Below are 16,157 nucleotides of genomic sequence, written 5' to 3'. Positions count from 1 at the left end.
CCATGAGTGTGGAAACTCAAAAAGAAACCCTGGGCTTCCAGACCGAGGTGAAGCAGCTGCTGCACCTCATGATCCATTCCCTGTATTCGAACAAGGAAATCTTCCTTCGCGAACTGATTTCCAACGCCTCCGACGCGGTCGACAAGCTGCGTTTCGAAGCCCTGGCCAAGCCTGAGCTGCTCGAAGGCGGCGCCGAGCTGAAGATTCGCGTCAGCTTCGACAAAGACGCCAAAACTGTCACCCTCGAAGACAACGGCATCGGCATGAGCCGTGAGGACGTGATCACTCACCTGGGCACCATCGCCAAGTCCGGCACTGCCGACTTCATGAAGCACCTTACCGGTGACCAGAAGAAAGACTCGCACCTGATCGGTCAGTTCGGCGTGGGCTTCTACTCGGCCTTCATCGTCGCCGACAAGGTCGATGTGTTCAGTCGTCGTGCCGGCGCACCGGCCGCTGAAGGCGTGCACTGGTCCTCCAAGGGCGAAGGCGAATTCGACGTTGCCACCATCGACAAGGCCGAGCGCGGCACCCGTATCGTCCTGCACCTGAAAAAGGATGAAGAAGAGTTTGCCGACGGCTGGCGTCTGCGCAACATCATCAAGAAATACTCCGACCACATCGCCTTGCCGATCGAGCTGCCAAAACAGGTCGAAGCCGCTGAAGGCGAAGAGAAACCAGCGGTAGAGTGGGAAACCGTCAACCGTGCCAGTGCCCTGTGGACCCGTCCGCGTACCGAGATCAAGGACGAGGAATACCAGGAGTTCTACAAGCACATCGGTCACGACTTCGAGAACCCGCTGGCCTGGAGCCACAACAAGGTCGAAGGCAAGCTTGAGTACAACTCGCTGCTGTACGTGCCTGCGCGTGCACCGTTTGACCTGTACCAGCGTGAAGCACCACGCGGCCTGAAGCTCTATGTTCAGCGCGTGTTCGTCATGGACCAGGCCGAGTCGTTCCTGCCGCTGTACCTGCGCTTCATCAAGGGTGTGGTCGATTCCAACGACCTGTCGCTGAACGTTTCGCGGGAAATCCTGCAGAAAGACCCGATCATCGACTCGATGAAATCGGCGCTGACCAAGCGCGTGCTGGACATGCTCGAGAAGCTGGCCAAGAACGAGCCTGAGCAGTACAAGGGCTTCTGGAAAAACTTCGGTCAGGTGATGAAGGAAGGTCCGGCCGAAGACTTCGCCAACAAAGAGAAGATTGCCGGCCTGCTGCGTTTTGCCTCCACCAGCGACGACAGCGGCGAGCAGAGCGTGTCCCTGGCCGACTACCTGGCCCGTGCCAAGGAAGGTCAGGACAAGATCTACTTCCTCACCGGCGAATCCTACGCGCAGGTCAAGAACAGCCCGCACCTGGAAGTCTTCCGCAAGAAAGGCATCGAAGTGCTGCTGCTGACCGATCGTATCGACGAGTGGCTGATGAGCTACCTGAGCGAATTCGACGGCAAGAACTTCGTCGACGTCGCCCGTGGCGATCTGGACCTGGGCAAGCTGGACTCCGAAGAGGACAAGAAAGCCCAGGAAGAAGTCGCCAAGGAGAAGGAAGGCCTGGTTGAGCGTCTGAAAGCCGCCTTGGGCGAAAACGTCAGCGAAGTGCGGGTATCGCACCGCCTGACCGACTCGCCAGCGATCCTGGCCATTGGTGAACAGGACCTCGGCCTGCAGATGCGCCAGATCCTCGAAGCCAGCGGGCAGAAGGTGCCGGACTCCAAGCCGATCTTCGAATTCAACCCGGGTCACCCGCTGATCGAGAAGCTGGACAACGAGCAGAGCGAAGACCGTTTCGCAGACTTCTCGCACATCCTCTTCGATCAGGCCGCACTGGCGGCAGGTGACAGCTTGAAGGACCCGGCGGCGTACGTTCGTCGCCTGAACAAGCTGCTGGTCGAATTGTCGGCTTAAGTAGACTCAGGAAAGCCCGCTTCGGCGGGCTTTTTTCATGGTGCAAGGAGGAGTGCATGAGCAAGGTTACCGTCGAATCGCTGGTCTATCATGTTGCCGGCAAAGCCTATGAGAGTCGTTTGTTCTATACCCAGGGTGCCAAGGAGCAGCCTGGTTTGCTGATGGCGCCAAACTGGATGGGGGTCGGCGAAGGCGCCGAGCGGATTGCCCGCGAGGTTGCCGCCCAGGGGTATGTGGTGCTGCTCGCCGATATCTACGGGCAGACCCTGCGACCGTCGAACATGGATGAAGCCGGTGCGGCGATGATGCCGCTGAAGAATGACCGGGTTGAGCTGCGTAAACGCATGAAAGCGGCGCTGGATCAGTTGCTGGGGCAATCGAAGGCGGTGCTGGAGCCAGCCAAGCTGGGCACCTTCGGCTTCTGCTTTGGCGGATGCTGTGCGTTGGAGTTGGCCCGTGAAGATGCACGCCTGCTGGCGGCAGTGTCTTTCCATGGCACGCTCGACACCCCGTTGCCGGCGCAGGAGGGCAAGGTCAAGGCATCGATGCTGGTATTGCACGGTGCGGCTGACCCGTTTGTGCCCAAGGAGCAATTGCCGGCCTTCGAGGCCGAGATGGACGCGGCCAAGGTCGATTGGCAATTGATCAGCTACGGTGGCGCGGTGCACTCGTTCACTGATACCGCAGCGAACATGCCGGGCAAGATGAAGTACGACGCCAAAACCTCCAAGCGCGCGTTCCGGGCGATGTATAACTTGCTGGATGATGTGTTCAAAGTCTGACAGCTTCGCGGGACAAGCCCGCTCCCACCGGGATAGCGAAAACTCTGTGGGAGCGGGCTTGCCCCGCGATCAATTTCAAGGCAACTCGATCCGCTCGCTTTCCCCCGGCACCGTCGGCCAATCACCAGCCGCCCAGCGCGCCCGGGCCTGCTCGATCAGCGCCGGATCACTGGCCACGAAGTTCCAGTTCATCCGCCGTGGCCCGTCCAGGGCTGCGCCGCCGAACAGCACCAGGCGGCTCTCACTGTCAGCATACAAACTCATTTCCTCGCCTTCGGGTAATACCACCAGGCTGTGGGGCTCGACGGTTTCGTCGTTGAGGCTCACTTCACCGTCCATTACATACAGTGCGCGCTCGGCATGCTCATTGGGGATGGTCAGGGTAGTCGCAGCCTGCATCTGCACCAGGGCATAGAGGGTCGGCGACAGCACCGGCACCGGAGACATCAGGCAGAAGCCGCTACCGGCAATCATACGGATGTTCACGCCCAGACTATCGCTGACCGGCAGGGTTGCAGCCGGGTGGTGGCTGTAATGTCCGGGCCCCTGTTCCTTGTCTTTGGGAGACGCCAGCCAGACTTGCAGGCCATGCAGGCGTGAACCCTTTTCCAGCAGGTCTGCCGGCGTGCGCTCGACATGGGCAATGGCGCTACCCGCGGTCATCCAGCTGACGTCCCCGGCCTTGACCCGTTGATCCGAGCCAAGGCTGTCCTTGTGCAGGATCTCGCCTTCGAACAGGTAGGTGAGGGTAGAAAGGCCGATATGTGGATGTTGGCGAATGTTCACGCCATTGCCGGCGGTGTAATCGGTTTCGAGCATGTGATCGAAGAACACGAACGGTCCGACACTGCGACATTGTGCCGACGGCAGGGGGCGCAGGATCGGTTGGCCTTCGACGGATTCGGCGCGAGGGCGGATGACCAGGGGATGGCTCACGGTGGGCTCCAGGCCGGGGATGATGAGCTTGAGCATAACCTGTTACAGGCAGCGTCTGAACTGCACTGCGGCTTGACCGGTCTACCCTGTCTGAATCGCCAACAAGGAATACACAATGTTTGCCAGAAGTCTGGGCTGGATCGTGTTGCTGGGGTTGACCCTGCAAAGCGTGCAGGCGCGGGAGTACCGCTACAGCGATGCACACCTGCACTACGTAGACTTCTTTCAGGAAAGCGAAGGCATGGATGCATTGCTCGAGGCCATGGACCAGGCGCGTATCGATCAGTCGATGATCTCCGGTGTGGCGGTGGCGAAAAAATGGCACGAGGATGAACCCAAACGCCCGCGCTATTACGCCGGTGACGATGCCGATGCCTATTGGTACAGCGCCACCGATATCTACGTCGCCGCTGCATTGGAAAAACTCGAACCCAGGCAGCGTCAGCGCTTTCATCCGTTCCTGACCGGCTTCAACCCGGTGGACAAGAATGCAGTGGCGCATATCGAGCGGATGCTCGACCTGTACCCCGGGCTCTGGCAGGGCATTGGTGAAGTCTTTACCCGGCATGACGATCTGACGGCGCTGACCAGCGGCGATACGCCACGGGCCAACAACGAAGCCATGACCCGTATCTATCATCTGGCGGCCGAGCAGGACCTGCCGGTGTTGATCCATTCCAACATCACCTCCAAGCGTGAGCGCAATCCACTGTACCTGGCCGAAATCGAAGAGCCGTTGCGCAATCATCCGCACACCCGCTTCATCTGGGCGCATGCCGGCAGCAGCATGGAAATCCACCGTCACCAGACCCGGCTGGATTTCCTCCTGCCGACCCTGTCGCGTCTGCTCGAGTCCTATCCCAACGTGTACATCGATCTGTCCTGGAGCGTCCTGCAGCCTTATCTGCTGGACGAGCAGGGCAAACCCAGGGCTGAGTGGCTGGCGCTGGTCAAACGCTTCCCGGAGCGCTTCATGCTCGGCTCTGACGTGGTCGGACGGTTCGACAGCCTGGGTGAGCAGTTGCACGGCTTCGACCCTTTCCTCGATGCCTTGCCAGCGGATGTGGCGCAGAAGGTTGCGCGGGACAATTTTCTCGCGGTATTGCCGAAACAACGCTAGGGACGCCGCTGTCGGATGTGCAGTTGTCATCAGTCTGTCATGCCAGCGTCATAGCCTGCCGCCATCAATCCTGATGGAGTGCATCATGTTTTTCAGTCGTTTCAGTGCGGTGTGCGGGCTTTTGCTGGTCAGTGGCCTGGCCGGTGCAGAGGTCCGGGTCGAAGGCCCGATTGAATATGGCCTGTTTGAAACCCGTCACCAGAATTTTCAGCCCGGTGAGCGGGTGCTGACCCAGAGCAACCAGACTATCCAGTCCACCGACCAGATTCCGGCGCGCCTGGGCAGCAAGTTTGGCATGCGTTACCGTCTGGAAGGCAAAGTGGCGGACGACACGCCGCTGACCCTGTTGTACTTCACCCCTGGGGTGCGCACGCCGGATGGCAAACGCCACGACAAATTCGAAGTGGTGCAGAAGCTGGTGCCTGGGGCGGCCCAGGATGTCATGGCTTACGAGTTCACTGAAAACCACGAAGTAGTGCCGGGGCAATGGCATTTCATGGTCTTTCAGGGTGACCGTCTGCTCGCCGAGCAGCGTTTTACCGTGCGCTGAGCAGAGTGCGCCTGCCGTCGCGATGAGCAGGCATTTTGATATCATGTTTTCGTCTAAGGCAAATCTTCCACGGCCCGATATCGTCTAGAGCAAGGGACAGCTGCATCCTTGTGCAGCGCTTTTGGAGGGAGCCGGAAGATGAACTTGAGAAGCATGAATATCGCGCCCAGGGCGGGCCTGGGCTTCGGTTTGGTGGCCTTGCTGGTGCTTGCCTTGGGGGTTTTCGCCCTAATGCAGATGACCAGCATGCGCCAGCAGTCCGAGCAGGTCGACAGCAACTGGTTGCCCAGTGTCGTCGCAGTGGGGCAGATGACCCAGGACACTCTGCGCATTCGCGCCCTGACCCTGCGCTTGCTGATCAATCGCGACCCGCAGTCGCTGCAGCAGAACAAGGCGCGCATCGAGGACATCAAGGCCGGCCTGAGCAAGGCGCAACAGCAGTATCAGGCGCTGATTGTCCTGCCGGAAGAGCAATCGCTGTTCGATCGCTATTTGAAGATCGAGCAGCAGTACATGGGGTTGCAGGCTCAGGTGACCCAGTTGTCGCTGCAGGGCCAGGTCGATGCCGCGACCGCCGTGGTCAACGGCGAAATGAACCAGCTGGCCGACCAGCTCACTGCCACGCTCAACGAACTGATTGCGCTCAATAACCTCCACGCCAACAAGGCTACCGACCTGGCCGCAGCCGTGTACAACAACGCTCGGGTCTGGGTGATCGCGCTTTTGCTCGGCGCGTTGCTGATGACCGTTATCCTGGCGCTGACCCTGACCCGCAGTATCGTTCGCCCTTTGGCCCAGTCACTGCAGGTGGCCGAGATAGTGGCAACCGGCGACCTGACCCCGCAGATTGCCGTGCACGGGGCGGACGAACCGGCGCGGCTGTTGGCGGCGCTCAAGCAGATGCAGCAAAGCTTGCGCGAGACCATCGGGAGAATTTCCGATTCCTCCAGTCAGTTGGCCTCGGCCTCCGAGGAGCTCAGCGCCGTGACCGAAGATGCCACGCGCGGCTTGATGCAGCAGAGCCAGGAGATCGAGCAGGCGGCTACGGCGGTCAATCAGATGACCACGGCGGTGGAGGAGGTGGCGAGCAATGCGGTGGCCACCTCCGAAGCATCGCGCGAATCAGACCGCATTGCCCGCCAGGGTCGGGAGCAGGTGCGTCTGACCGTGGTTTCGATCGAGTCGCTGGCGGCAGGCGTGACCTCCAATGCCGAGGAGGTTGGCCAACTGGCGCAACAGGTGCACGGAATAACCAAAGTGCTGGATGTAATCGGTGCCATTGCCGAGCAGACCAACCTGCTGGCCCTCAATGCCGCGATCGAAGCGGCCCGGGCCGGGGATGCCGGGCGTGGTTTTGCCGTGGTGGCGGATGAGGTGCGGGCCTTGGCGCATCGCACGCAACAGTCGACCCGGGAAATCGAGCAGATGATTCATGGTATCCAGCAAGGCACTGAGCGCGCGGTGGAGGGCATGCAGCAGAGCAACGAGCGTGCCCAAAGTACCCTGGAAGGCGCACATGCCGCGGGGGCGGCGCTGGAAGAGATTGCCGCGGCGATCAGCCTGATCAACGAGCGCAATCTGGTGATCGCCAGCGCATCCGAGCAGCAGGCACAAGTGGCGCGCGAGGTGGATCGCAACCTGACCAATATCCGCGATCTGGCGTTGCAGACCTCGGCGGGGGCCAATCAGACCAATGCGGCGAGTCAGGCGTTGTCGCAGTTGGCGATTGATTTGAATGGCTTGGTAGGGCGTTTTTCGGTGTGAGTTATCGCGGGGCAAGCCCGCTCCCACAGAGTACGCCAGTGGGAGCGGGCTTGCCCCGCGATACATAAACAAAAACGCCCCGACGAGTCGGGGCGTTTCAGCATAAGGGGCTAGCCCTTACTTGCCTTCCCAGCGCTTGAGCACCAGGGTGGCGTTGGTGCCGCCGAAACCGAAGCTGTTGCTCATCACGGTGTCGATCTTGGCATTTTCGCGGGTTTCGCGCAGAACCGGCAGGTCAGCCACTTCTGGATCCAGCTCGTCGATGTTGGCGGAACCGGCAATGAAGTTGCCTTCCATCATCAGCATGCAGTAGATCGCTTCATGAACGCCGGCGGCGCCCAGGGAGTGACCGGACAGGCTCTTGGTCGAGCTGATGGCTGGTGCCTTGTCGCCGAACACTTCGCGTACACCCTTCATTTCGGCAACGTCGCCAACCGGCGTCGAGGTGCCGTGGGTGTTCAGGTAGTCGATCGGGGTGTCGACGGTGGACAGCGCCTGCTGCATGCAGCGGATGGCACCTTCGCCGCTTGGGGCAACCATGTCGTAGCCATCGGAGGTCGCGCCGTAGCCGACGATCTCGGCGTAGATTTTCGCGCCGCGGGCCAGAGCGTGCTCCAGTTCCTCGACTACAACCATACCGCCACCACCGGCGATGACGAAACCGTCACGGTCGGCGTCGTAGGCACGGGAGGCCTTTTCCGGGGTGTCGTTGCGCTTGCTGGACAGCGCGCCCATGGCGTCGAACAGGAACGACTGGCTCCAATGCTCTTCTTCACCACCACCGGCGAAGACGATGTCCTGCTTGCCCATCTGGATCTGCTCCATCGCGGTACCGATGCAGTGTGCACTGGTGGCGCAAGCGGAGGCGATGGAGTAGTTCAGGCCCTTGATCTTGAACGGGGTGGCCAGGCACGCCGAAACGGTGCTGCTCATGGTCCGGGTGACGCGGTACGGGCCAACGCGCTTGACGCCTTTTTCGCGCAGGATGTCCAGCGCTTCCATCTGGTTCAGGGTCGAGGCGCCGCCGGAACCTGCGATCAGGCCGGTACGCGGGTTCGACACTTGCTCTTCGGTCAGGCCCGAATCCTTGATCGCGTCGGCCATGGCCAGATAGGCGTAGGCGGCAGCGTGACCAACGAAACGGAAGATCTTGCGGTCGATCAGTTCTTCGAGGTTGAGGTCAATGGAGCCGGAAACCTGGCTACGCAGACCCATTTCGGCATATTCCGGGTTGAATCGGATGCCAGGGCGGCTTGCACGCAGGTTGGCGGAGACGGTCTCTTTGTCATTGCCCAGGCACGAAACGATGCCCAGACCAGTGATAACGACGCGGCGCATGCGGATAACCCTTAGAAGTTGTCAGTGGAGGTGAATACGCCGACCCGAAGGCCTTCGGCGGTGTAGATCTCACGGCCGTCGACGCTGACCGAGCCATCGGCGATGGCCATGTTCAGCTTGCCCTTGAGGACGCGCTTGATATGAATGTTGTAAGTGACTTTCTGAGCGGTCGGCAGGACCTGGCCGAAGAATTTCACTTCGCCCGAACCCAAGGCGCGGCCACGGCCTGGCAGGCCTTGCCAGCCGAGGAAGAAGCCAACCAGCTGCCACATGGCGTCCAGGCCCAGGCAGCCCGGCATTACCGGATCACCTTCGAAATGGCAGGCGAAGAACCACAGGTCTGGATTGATATCCAGCTCGGCGACCAATTCACCTTTGCCGTACTTGCCGCCTTCCTGGCTGATGTGGGTGATACGATCCACCATCAGCATATTCGGGGCGGGCAGTTGCGCGTTACCTGGGCCGAACAGCTCACCGCGACTGCAGCGCAGCAGGTCTTCCCGAGTAAAGGCGTTTTGTTTGGTCATGCGAGCTCCTCAATAATCCCCGTGCGGCAGGGGGGCAAATCTTCCCGGCCGACCCAAAACGCTTGTGCTTGGGGCGGCAGCCTACACATAGACTATTGCGTTGTAGTGAAAGTCACAGCGCACGGGGCAAAGAAGTACACTTGTGCACTGAAATTTTATTTTCAGGCTTTCAAAGCAGCCTGTCCAGTCTATAAGACTGCCGCAATTTCAGATTAATCGCCAGTCGCAGCTGACTGATCGGGCAGCCAACGCTGCAGAATCTGCTGCAGATCAGTCCGTTTGAACGGCTTGGCGAGGTAATCGTTCATGCCGGCGCTCAGGCAGCGTTCGCGATCACCCTGCAAGGCGTTGGCGGTCAGGGCGATGATCGGCATGGCCGCCGCCTGGGGCAGCTGGCGGATGCGCCGGGTGGCTTCATAGCCGTCGATGATCGGCAATCGGCAATCCATCAGGGTTGCGGCAAAGCGCTGACGGGCAACCTGCGACACCGCCTGGGCGCCGTCCACGGCAATCTGCACCTCGTATCCCAGGCTGCGCAGCATGGCTTCGATCACGGTCTGGTTTACCGGATTGTCCTCCACCAGCAGGATTTTCCGGCCAAGACCTGCTTCTTCCTGCTCGCTGTTCTGGCTGGGTAGGCATGGCATCGGCTGCACCGACAGCGTTAGCGGCATTTCCAGGGTAAAGGTCGAGCCCTGGCCCTGGCGGCTTTCGCCGCGCAAGGTGCCGCCCATGCGTTCCGCCAGCGTGCGCGCAATCGACAGGCCCAGGCCGGTGCCGCCGTAACGCCGGGAAATCGAACTGTCGGCCTGCTGGAAGGCGACGAACATGGTTTCCAGGCGCTCGTTGTCGATGCCGATGCCGGTGTCGTGCACCGCGCAGGCGAACCAGATCAGCTGGCGGTCGAGCACCTGCCAGCGGGGTTCGATGCGAACGCTGCCTTGCTCGGTGAATTTCAGCGCATTGCCCACCAGGTTGAGCAGGATCTGGCGAATCCGTGTCGGGTCGCCGATCACCTGCAACTGCTCCATACCGGGTGGCAACAGCAGTTGCAGATTCAGGCCGCGCTGGGCGGCCAGGTGCTGGAAGGATTGCGCACAGCTGCCGATAAGTTCACCGAGGTTGAAATCGATGTGCTCCAGTTCCAGGTGGGTGCGTTCGATCCGCGAGAAATCGAGAATGTCGTTGATCACCTTGAGCAGGTGACCGGTCGATTCACTGGCCACGGCGGTGTATTCGACCTGCTCCTCGCTCAAGGTCGTGGTTTCCAGTAACTGCAGCATGCCCAGCACACCGTTCATGGGGGTGCGCAGTTCATGGCTCATCATGGCCAGGAAGTCGGATTTGGCTCGGTTCGCCTGTTCGGCTTCTTCACGGGCCTGGATCAGTTGCGACATCGCCTGCTGCTGCTCATGGCTGGCCTGGGCCAGTGCGCGGGCCAGGTTATTGATGTGGCGGGCGAGGTGGCCGAGTTCACTGTCATCGACCACCGGCAAGGGGGCATTGAAGTCGCCTTGCTGAATGGCCTTGACCGCATGGCCCATGTCGCTGATCGGTTTGGCCAGGCTCAGGGCCAGGCGGCGGGCCAGCAGGAAGGTGAAGAGCAGGGCGAACAGCGCCAGGATCCCGGCCTTGATCACGATTTCCTGCTGGCGCTGGCTGAACGCGTCATTGGACATACCGACGATGACCCGGCCCAGGTAATCATCATCGATATGTTTCAAGGGTTGCCTGCCGTTATGCAGGAAGTCGTTGTCCAGGCGGATCTGCTGCAGGCGGATAGGGGCCTGGAACACCTCGACCTGCTGGGCGCGGTTGTCGTGTTCGTCCGGCTGTTCGACGTACACCAGAATATGGTTGCTGCTGTCCTGGACCTCGAGAAAGCGCACATGCGGGATGCTCAAGGTGGCGCGCATCAGGCTTTCCAGCACTTCGTCGTTACCGGCGATCACGCCGTACTCGGACGCTGGCGCCAGCTGGTTGGCGATCAGCTGGCCGGTGTGATTGAGCTCCTGGCGCAGGTCCTGGATTCGCACGAAGGTAAAGAAGCTGATCAACAACAGCGTCAGCAGCAGGGCCGGGCCCAGGCTGATGATTTGCGTGCGGGTATGAATGTCCCAGCTCAGGCGACGCCTCATGGTCTGCGTTCTCCTTCGGCCAGCGCCAGTGCGGCGCCCTCGGGATCAATGGTGCCGATACCCAGAGCGCGGGCGACCTGCTGGTTGCCGACGACTCTGAAATGTTCGGGGTACAGGGCGCGTGGCCACTTGCCTGGCGCTTGATCGAGCAAGCGGTCAAGCACTGCCAGCCAATCGTCCTGATTGCTCAAGGTGCTGGCCAGGGCGCCAGCGCGGACAAAGCCCGCGTTGGGGCCGATCAATGCCATTTGCCGCCCGTAGCTGCTGAGCAGCAGGCCCTTCGCGGTCTTGGAGTTGTACAGCTGCAGATCGTCGATGCCCAGCAACACATCACTGCTTTGCAGCAGGGTTTGCAGCGGACGATTGTCTCGCAGGTCGGGCCAGGGTTCGGCAATGATTTCAAGGCCCATGGGCTTGGCGGCACGGCGCGCTTCTTCGACCAGGAAACGGCTGTGCTCGGCGTAGAGCACGCCAATTCGCCGGGCTTCGGGCAGCAGATAACGGGTCAGGCGTAGCTGACGGTCCAGCGGCGGATCGCTCCACAACAAGCTTAGGTAAGCCGGGCGCAGCTTGCCCAGGCGCTGTTCGGCCTGAACCCGGCTGACCCGCATGGCCAGCGCTGGCGGTCCTGCGGTTTCACTCAGGCGCCATTCCAGCCCGGTGCTGTCGAGCAGGATCAGGCGCACGGACGGATTGAGCCGGGACGGGCGGGCAAGCTCGGTGACCGGAACGAAGTGAATAGTGTCGGCAGGGCGGCGTTCGCGCAGGGCTTGAACGAATTGCTCGACACCGGGGCTGTCCTGGCTGCCGGTGAGGAGGATTTCACTGGCCCAGAGCATTCCCGCCGGCCACAAACAGACCAGCAGCAGCCAGCGCCGCAGCATGCGCATCAGAATTCCAGCTCCGCACTGAAGTACACAACATGGCGGCTGTCGTAGCGGTTATCTGCAAAGGTCGTGGGCTCGTCGTCCAGGCGCTGCTGCACGACACCCGCCAGCTCAAGCTGGGTACGCTGCCAGCGAAGTTGCTTGGCCACGCGCAGGTCGACTCGCTCGAAACGGTACTGGTTCAGTTCATCGTCACCATAGTAGAACAGCGCGCTGGACCAGCCTTGCCCCCAGTCGCGCAGCCAGCCGGCCGAGCCACTGTTGTGCGCGCTCAGGCGGCGATCGGCGGGGTTGCTGGCCCAGGCGTCGACATGGGCGTAGGTCAGGCGCCAACGATCGGCGGGCGTCAGGCGCCAGTCCAGTTGTGCTTCACTGCCGCTGAAACGGGCCTTGTTGCTGTTGCTGGCGATGTATTGGTTGTTGCGCAGCGGCTCGCTGATCATGCCGGTGATTTCGTCGTAGAACAGCTTGAGGTCAACGCTGAGGTCGGCGTCGGCGAAGTAACCGTTATAGCCCAGTTCCCGCGAGCGCATCCGTTCCTGTTCGAGGTCGCCCGGCCCGCGGGTCTTGACGAAGTACTGGGCACTGTTCTGGCCGAAAGCGCCCGGGCGCAGGTTGTTGACCCGATAACTCCAGTTGACGTTGTTTTCGAACATGTCCGGCGAGCGTACCGCTTCGGAGTACACCGCGCGCAAACCGTGGCGCGGGGTGATCAGGTAGTTCACCGCCAGGCGTGGTGTGAGCGAGCTGCCGGACAGCCGGGCGTCTTCGTACATCGCTCCGCCCTGGACAATCCAGTGTTCGTCGGCGCGCCATTCCAGGTGGCCGAACAGGCGCCAGGTGCTGTCGTCCAGGCTGCCATTGAAGAAGGTCTGCGAATCGGCGCGGTCGTAGCGGTAGTTGGCACCGCTGACCAGGCGCAGGTTGTCGGACAGGCTGAGGGTGTCCTGCAGCTCCAGGTCGTAGCGCGTTTCCCGGGTGCTCTGGTCGATATCGCCGCAGACCTGGCTTGAACCGCCATTGCGCCATTGTTGCTGCACCTGGCGGCCCAGCGTCTGTTCTGCGGCGCTGCCCCTGGGAACCGGCGAACGAATGTTGCGGGCCACTTGCTCCGCGTAGTTCGGGTTGACCTGCCACAGGCGGGTCAGTTCCGGGCTGAACGACAATGCCGCATCACACGCACGCCAGACCTGCTGCCGGTCCCAGTGCTGGGCTGAGCCTTGGAGGTAAAGGCTGTGCTCAGGGTTCAAGTCAATGTTCCAGCGCACCGAGCCGGCATAGTCTTTGGCCTTGGCGTCGGAATTGTCGCCACTGGCAGTGACGCCGTAGAACACCGGCTTGTAGGTGTACGGGCGCTGGTTGCTGCCTTCCTTGGCAGCGAACTGCCAATCCAGGCTCTGATTGCTTGCCAGGCTGTGGCTGACGCTCAGGTTCAGGCGGTTGAGGCGACGGCTGTCGCGGTAATCCTGGCCGTTGCGGGTTTGATCGAAACCGTCATCCTGCATACCGGACAGCGACAGGCGCAGGTCGCCGCCGTCCCAGCCGCTACCCTGGCTGGCATACCAGTCATTGATACCGCGTTGGCCACGGGTCACCTTCAGCCGCGTACCCTGGCTGTCGACCGGTTTGCGCGTAAGAATGTTGACCACAGCCATCAGGGCGTTGGCGCCATAGCTGACGGTATTGGGACCGCGAAAGACCTCGATGCGCTCGATATCTTCCATGGCCAGGGGAATGTCGCTCCAGTCCACGGTGGCCAGCCCTGCGCGGTACACCGAGCGGCCATCGATCAGCACCTGCATGCGCCGGGCGTCGTTAGCGTTACTGCCGTGGTAGTTGACTGAGGGCTGGTTGCCGGCGCCGTAGCCGATCATCATCCCCGGCACCAGGCGTAGCAATTCCGGAATGTCGCGGGCGCCGCTGGCGCGGATCAGTGCGCTGTCGAGCACGGTCATGCTGCCCGGCACGGCCGCCGGTGACTGTTTGAGCCGGGTGGCGGTGAGCACTTGGGGCAGGGCCTGGCTGTCGACGAACAGGTCGTCAGCCAGCGCGGCACCGCCGAAAAAGGCAGTCAGCAGCAGGAGGGGGCGTGAAGCCGGAGGGCCAAATGACACGGTGCGGCCTTGGTAGCGAATTCAAACCGGGCATGTTAACCGAGTGGCCAGCATTTTTCAGTGCGGTATGGCGCGATATCGCAGTCAATTCATACAACTGGCGCTGGCTCTGGCACGGGCGCTCCGTATAATGCGGGAGTCGCCACTTTAATTGGTTTTAACGGATCGGATATGACTGAACAGCAGCCTGTTGCAGTGCTTGGAGGCGGGAGTTTCGGCACCGCCGTGGCGAATCTGCTGGCGGAAAACGGCATCGGCGTACGGCAATGGATGCGCGACCCCGAGCAGGCCGAGGCCATGCGCAGCAACCGGGAAAACCCGCGTTACCTCAAAGGGGTGAAAATTCACCCGGGCGTTGATCCGGTCAATGACCTGCTGGCGACCCTGCAGGACTGCGAGCTGATCTTCGTCGCTCTGCCTTCCAGCGCCTTGCGCAGTGTGCTGGCGCCCCATGCGCAGCTGCTGAGCGGCAAAATGCTGGTCAGCCTGACCAAAGGCATCGAGGCGCAAAGCTTCAAGTTGATGAGTCAGATTCTCGAAGAAATCGCTCCCGAGGCGCGCATCGGTGTGCTGTCGGGGCCGAACCTGGCCCGCGAAGTGGCGGAGCACGCACTGACCGCCACCGTGGTTGCCAGTGAAGACGAAGCGCTGTGCCAGAGCGTGCAGCGCGTGCTGCACGGGCGCACTTTCCGCGTGTATGCCAGCAGCGACCGTTTCGGTGTCGAGCTGGGCGGGGCGCTGAAGAACGTCTACGCGATCATTGCCGGCATGGCGGTGGCCCTGGGTATGGGCGAGAACACCAAGAGCATGCTGATCACCCGCGCCCTGGCGGAGATGACCCGCTTTGCGGTGAGCCAGGGCGCCAACCCGATGACCTTTCTCGGCCTGGCCGGGGTCGGCGACCTGATCGTCACCTGCTCTTCGCCCAAGAGCCGCAATTACCAGGTCGGTCACGCCCTGGGCCAGGGCTTGAGCCTGGAAGAGGCGGTCAACCGCCTGGGCGAGGTCGCCGAAGGCGTCAATACGCTCAAGGTGCTCAAGGTCAAGGCTCAGGAAGTGCAGGTATACATGCCATTGGTAGCGGGCTTGCATGCGATTCTTTTCGAAGGCCGGACCTTGACCCAGGTGATCGAGCTGCTGATGCGCGCCGAGCCGAAAACCGATGTCGACTTCATCTCCACCAGCGGTTTCAACTGAGTACAGGAGCAAGACATGAACGAATCCCCGAACCAGTCGCAACGCGAGTCAATCATCCTGCGCGTGTTGTGGATGCTGGTATTCCTGGTGGTCTGGCAATTGGCCGAACTGCTGCTGGGCGGCCTGGTGCTGGTTCAGCTGATCTACCGTCTGATCTACGGCGCGCCGAGTGCCAGCCTGATGAACTTCGGTGACAGCCTCAGCCAGTTTCTGGCGCAGATTGGCCGCTTCGGCAGCTTCCACAGCGACCAGAAGCCCTGGCCGTTCGCCGACTGGCCAGCACCGCGCGCGCCAGAAGGTGAAGCCGCCCATAGCGTACCGCCAGCGCCGCATCCGGTACGTGACGAGGAGCCCAAGCTGTGAAGCTCTGGGTGTTGCGTCATGGTGAAGCCGAGCCCCGGGCCAACAGCGATGCCGAGCGCCGGCTGACCGCGCATGGGCGTGAGCAGGTACTGTGCAGCGCCGCAGAGCTGCTCGGCCAGCCGTTACAGGCGATCATCGCCAGCCCTTACGTACGCGCCCAGCAGACTGCCGGGCTGGTGCACGAGGCGCTAGGGTTTGATAAACCGCTGCAGACAGTCACCTGGCTGACCCCGGACACCGATCCCCAGGAGGTCATTGCCGAGCTGGACAAGCTGGGCCTGGAGCAGGTGTTGCTGGTCAGTCATCAGCCGCTGGTGAGCTGTCTGGTCGGCATGCTGGAGCAAGGGCACCGGCAGGGGCCTTCGATGTCCACGGCGAGCCTGGCGGAGCTCGAAGGTGATTGGCCGCTGGCTGGATTGATGACGTTGCGAAGCTTGTCTCATCCCTGAGCTCCAGGTTCACAGGCGGGTTTCCTGGGTGGATGAACTCCTGCGTCGTGACGTCGGGGCGGGTGCTCTCGGCGCACTCACCTAT

14 protein-coding genes are annotated in these 16,157 nt (G+C 61.6%); 8 read left to right on the top strand and 6 right to left on the bottom strand.

Annotated elements, in window-relative coordinates; genetic code table 11:
- Positions 1 to 2: 2 nt before the first annotated feature.
- The gene (gene htpG, locus PSAKL28_RS18080; RefSeq protein WP_038616857.1) at positions 3 to 1,907 is read left to right on the top strand and encodes a molecular chaperone HtpG; all 1,905 of its coding nucleotides are present in this window, start codon (positions 3 to 5) and stop codon (positions 1,905 to 1,907) included.
- A 56-nt stretch (positions 1,908 to 1,963) separates the two neighbouring features.
- The gene (locus tag PSAKL28_RS18075; protein WP_038613095.1) at positions 1,964 to 2,689 is read left to right on the top strand and encodes a dienelactone hydrolase family protein; all 726 of its coding nucleotides are present in this window, start codon (positions 1,964 to 1,966) and stop codon (positions 2,687 to 2,689) included.
- A gap of 75 nt (positions 2,690 to 2,764) precedes the next feature.
- Here the strand turns inward: PSAKL28_RS18075 and PSAKL28_RS18070 are convergent, their stop codons facing one another.
- On the bottom strand, positions 2,765 to 3,625 hold the full coding sequence (locus tag PSAKL28_RS18070) for a pirin family protein (RefSeq protein ID WP_038616854.1): 861 nt from the start codon (positions 3,623 to 3,625) through the stop codon (positions 2,765 to 2,767).
- A gap of 115 nt (positions 3,626 to 3,740) precedes the next feature.
- Between PSAKL28_RS18070 and PSAKL28_RS18065 the strand changes: the two genes are divergently transcribed.
- The 3 genes from PSAKL28_RS18065 to PSAKL28_RS18055 all read left to right on the top strand — a co-directional run bounded on the left by PSAKL28_RS18065 (position 3,741) and on the right by PSAKL28_RS18055 (position 7,059).
- The gene (locus tag PSAKL28_RS18065; RefSeq protein WP_038613093.1) at positions 3,741 to 4,745 is read left to right on the top strand and encodes an amidohydrolase family protein; all 1,005 of its coding nucleotides are present in this window, start codon (positions 3,741 to 3,743) and stop codon (positions 4,743 to 4,745) included.
- A gap of 85 nt (positions 4,746 to 4,830) precedes the next feature.
- Positions 4,831 to 5,295, top strand: coding sequence for a DUF3859 domain-containing protein (locus PSAKL28_RS18060; RefSeq protein WP_038613091.1), 465 nt, complete (start codon positions 4,831 to 4,833; stop codon positions 5,293 to 5,295).
- A gap of 138 nt (positions 5,296 to 5,433) precedes the next feature.
- Positions 5,434 to 7,059, top strand: coding sequence for a methyl-accepting chemotaxis protein (locus tag PSAKL28_RS18055; RefSeq protein WP_038613089.1), 1,626 nt, complete (start codon positions 5,434 to 5,436; stop codon positions 7,057 to 7,059).
- Between the two features lie 117 nt (positions 7,060 to 7,176).
- Here the strand turns inward: PSAKL28_RS18055 and fabB are convergent, their stop codons facing one another.
- The 5 genes from fabB to PSAKL28_RS18030 all read right to left on the bottom strand — a co-directional run bounded on the left by fabB (position 7,177) and on the right by PSAKL28_RS18030 (position 14,063).
- On the bottom strand, positions 7,177 to 8,397 hold the full coding sequence (gene fabB / locus PSAKL28_RS18050) for a beta-ketoacyl-ACP synthase I (protein WP_038613087.1): 1,221 nt from the start codon (positions 8,395 to 8,397) through the stop codon (positions 7,177 to 7,179).
- Positions 8,398 to 8,408: 11 nt separating this feature from the next.
- Entirely contained in the window at positions 8,409 to 8,924 is a 516-nt protein-coding gene (gene fabA, locus PSAKL28_RS18045) for a 3-hydroxyacyl-[acyl-carrier-protein] dehydratase FabA (RefSeq protein WP_028945338.1), read from the bottom strand.
- Positions 8,925 to 9,136: 212 nt separating this feature from the next.
- Entirely contained in the window at positions 9,137 to 11,062 is a 1,926-nt protein-coding gene (locus tag PSAKL28_RS18040) for an ATP-binding protein (RefSeq protein WP_038613084.1), read from the bottom strand.
- Complete coding sequence (locus PSAKL28_RS18035) at positions 11,059 to 11,952, bottom strand: ABC transporter substrate-binding protein (RefSeq protein WP_038613082.1); 894 nt, start codon at positions 11,950 to 11,952, stop codon at positions 11,059 to 11,061. Before PSAKL28_RS18035 ends, PSAKL28_RS18040 begins: the two co-directional genes overlap by 4 nt.
- Entirely contained in the window at positions 11,952 to 14,063 is a 2,112-nt protein-coding gene (locus PSAKL28_RS18030) for a TonB-dependent receptor plug domain-containing protein (protein WP_038613080.1), read from the bottom strand. Before PSAKL28_RS18030 ends, PSAKL28_RS18035 begins: the two co-directional genes overlap by 1 nt.
- Before the next feature lie 171 nt (positions 14,064 to 14,234).
- Here PSAKL28_RS18030 and PSAKL28_RS18025 point away from each other — a divergent pair, with 171 nt between their 5' ends.
- The 3 genes from PSAKL28_RS18025 to sixA are packed head-to-tail and all read left to right on the top strand — an operon-like array spanning position 14,235 to position 16,072.
- The gene (locus tag PSAKL28_RS18025; RefSeq protein WP_038613078.1) at positions 14,235 to 15,260 is read left to right on the top strand and encodes an NAD(P)H-dependent glycerol-3-phosphate dehydrogenase; all 1,026 of its coding nucleotides are present in this window, start codon (positions 14,235 to 14,237) and stop codon (positions 15,258 to 15,260) included.
- 15 nt (positions 15,261 to 15,275) lie between these two features.
- Positions 15,276 to 15,623 carry a DUF4389 domain-containing protein gene (locus PSAKL28_RS18020; RefSeq protein ID WP_038613076.1) on the top strand — a complete coding sequence of 116 codons (348 nt, stop codon included), beginning with the start codon at positions 15,276 to 15,278 and terminating at the stop codon, positions 15,621 to 15,623.
- Positions 15,620 to 16,072, top strand: a complete 453-nt coding sequence (gene sixA, locus PSAKL28_RS18015; protein WP_038613074.1) for a phosphohistidine phosphatase SixA — start codon at positions 15,620 to 15,622, stop codon at positions 16,070 to 16,072. The genes PSAKL28_RS18020 and sixA overlap by 4 nt, the downstream gene beginning before the upstream one ends.
- The last annotated feature ends 85 nt before the right edge of the window (positions 16,073 to 16,157 follow it).

This window comes from Pseudomonas alkylphenolica (assembly GCF_000746525.1).
Lineage (GTDB): Bacteria > Pseudomonadota > Gammaproteobacteria > Pseudomonadales > Pseudomonadaceae > Aquipseudomonas > Aquipseudomonas alkylphenolica.
This window is presented reverse-complemented; position numbering and strand designations above follow the sequence as displayed.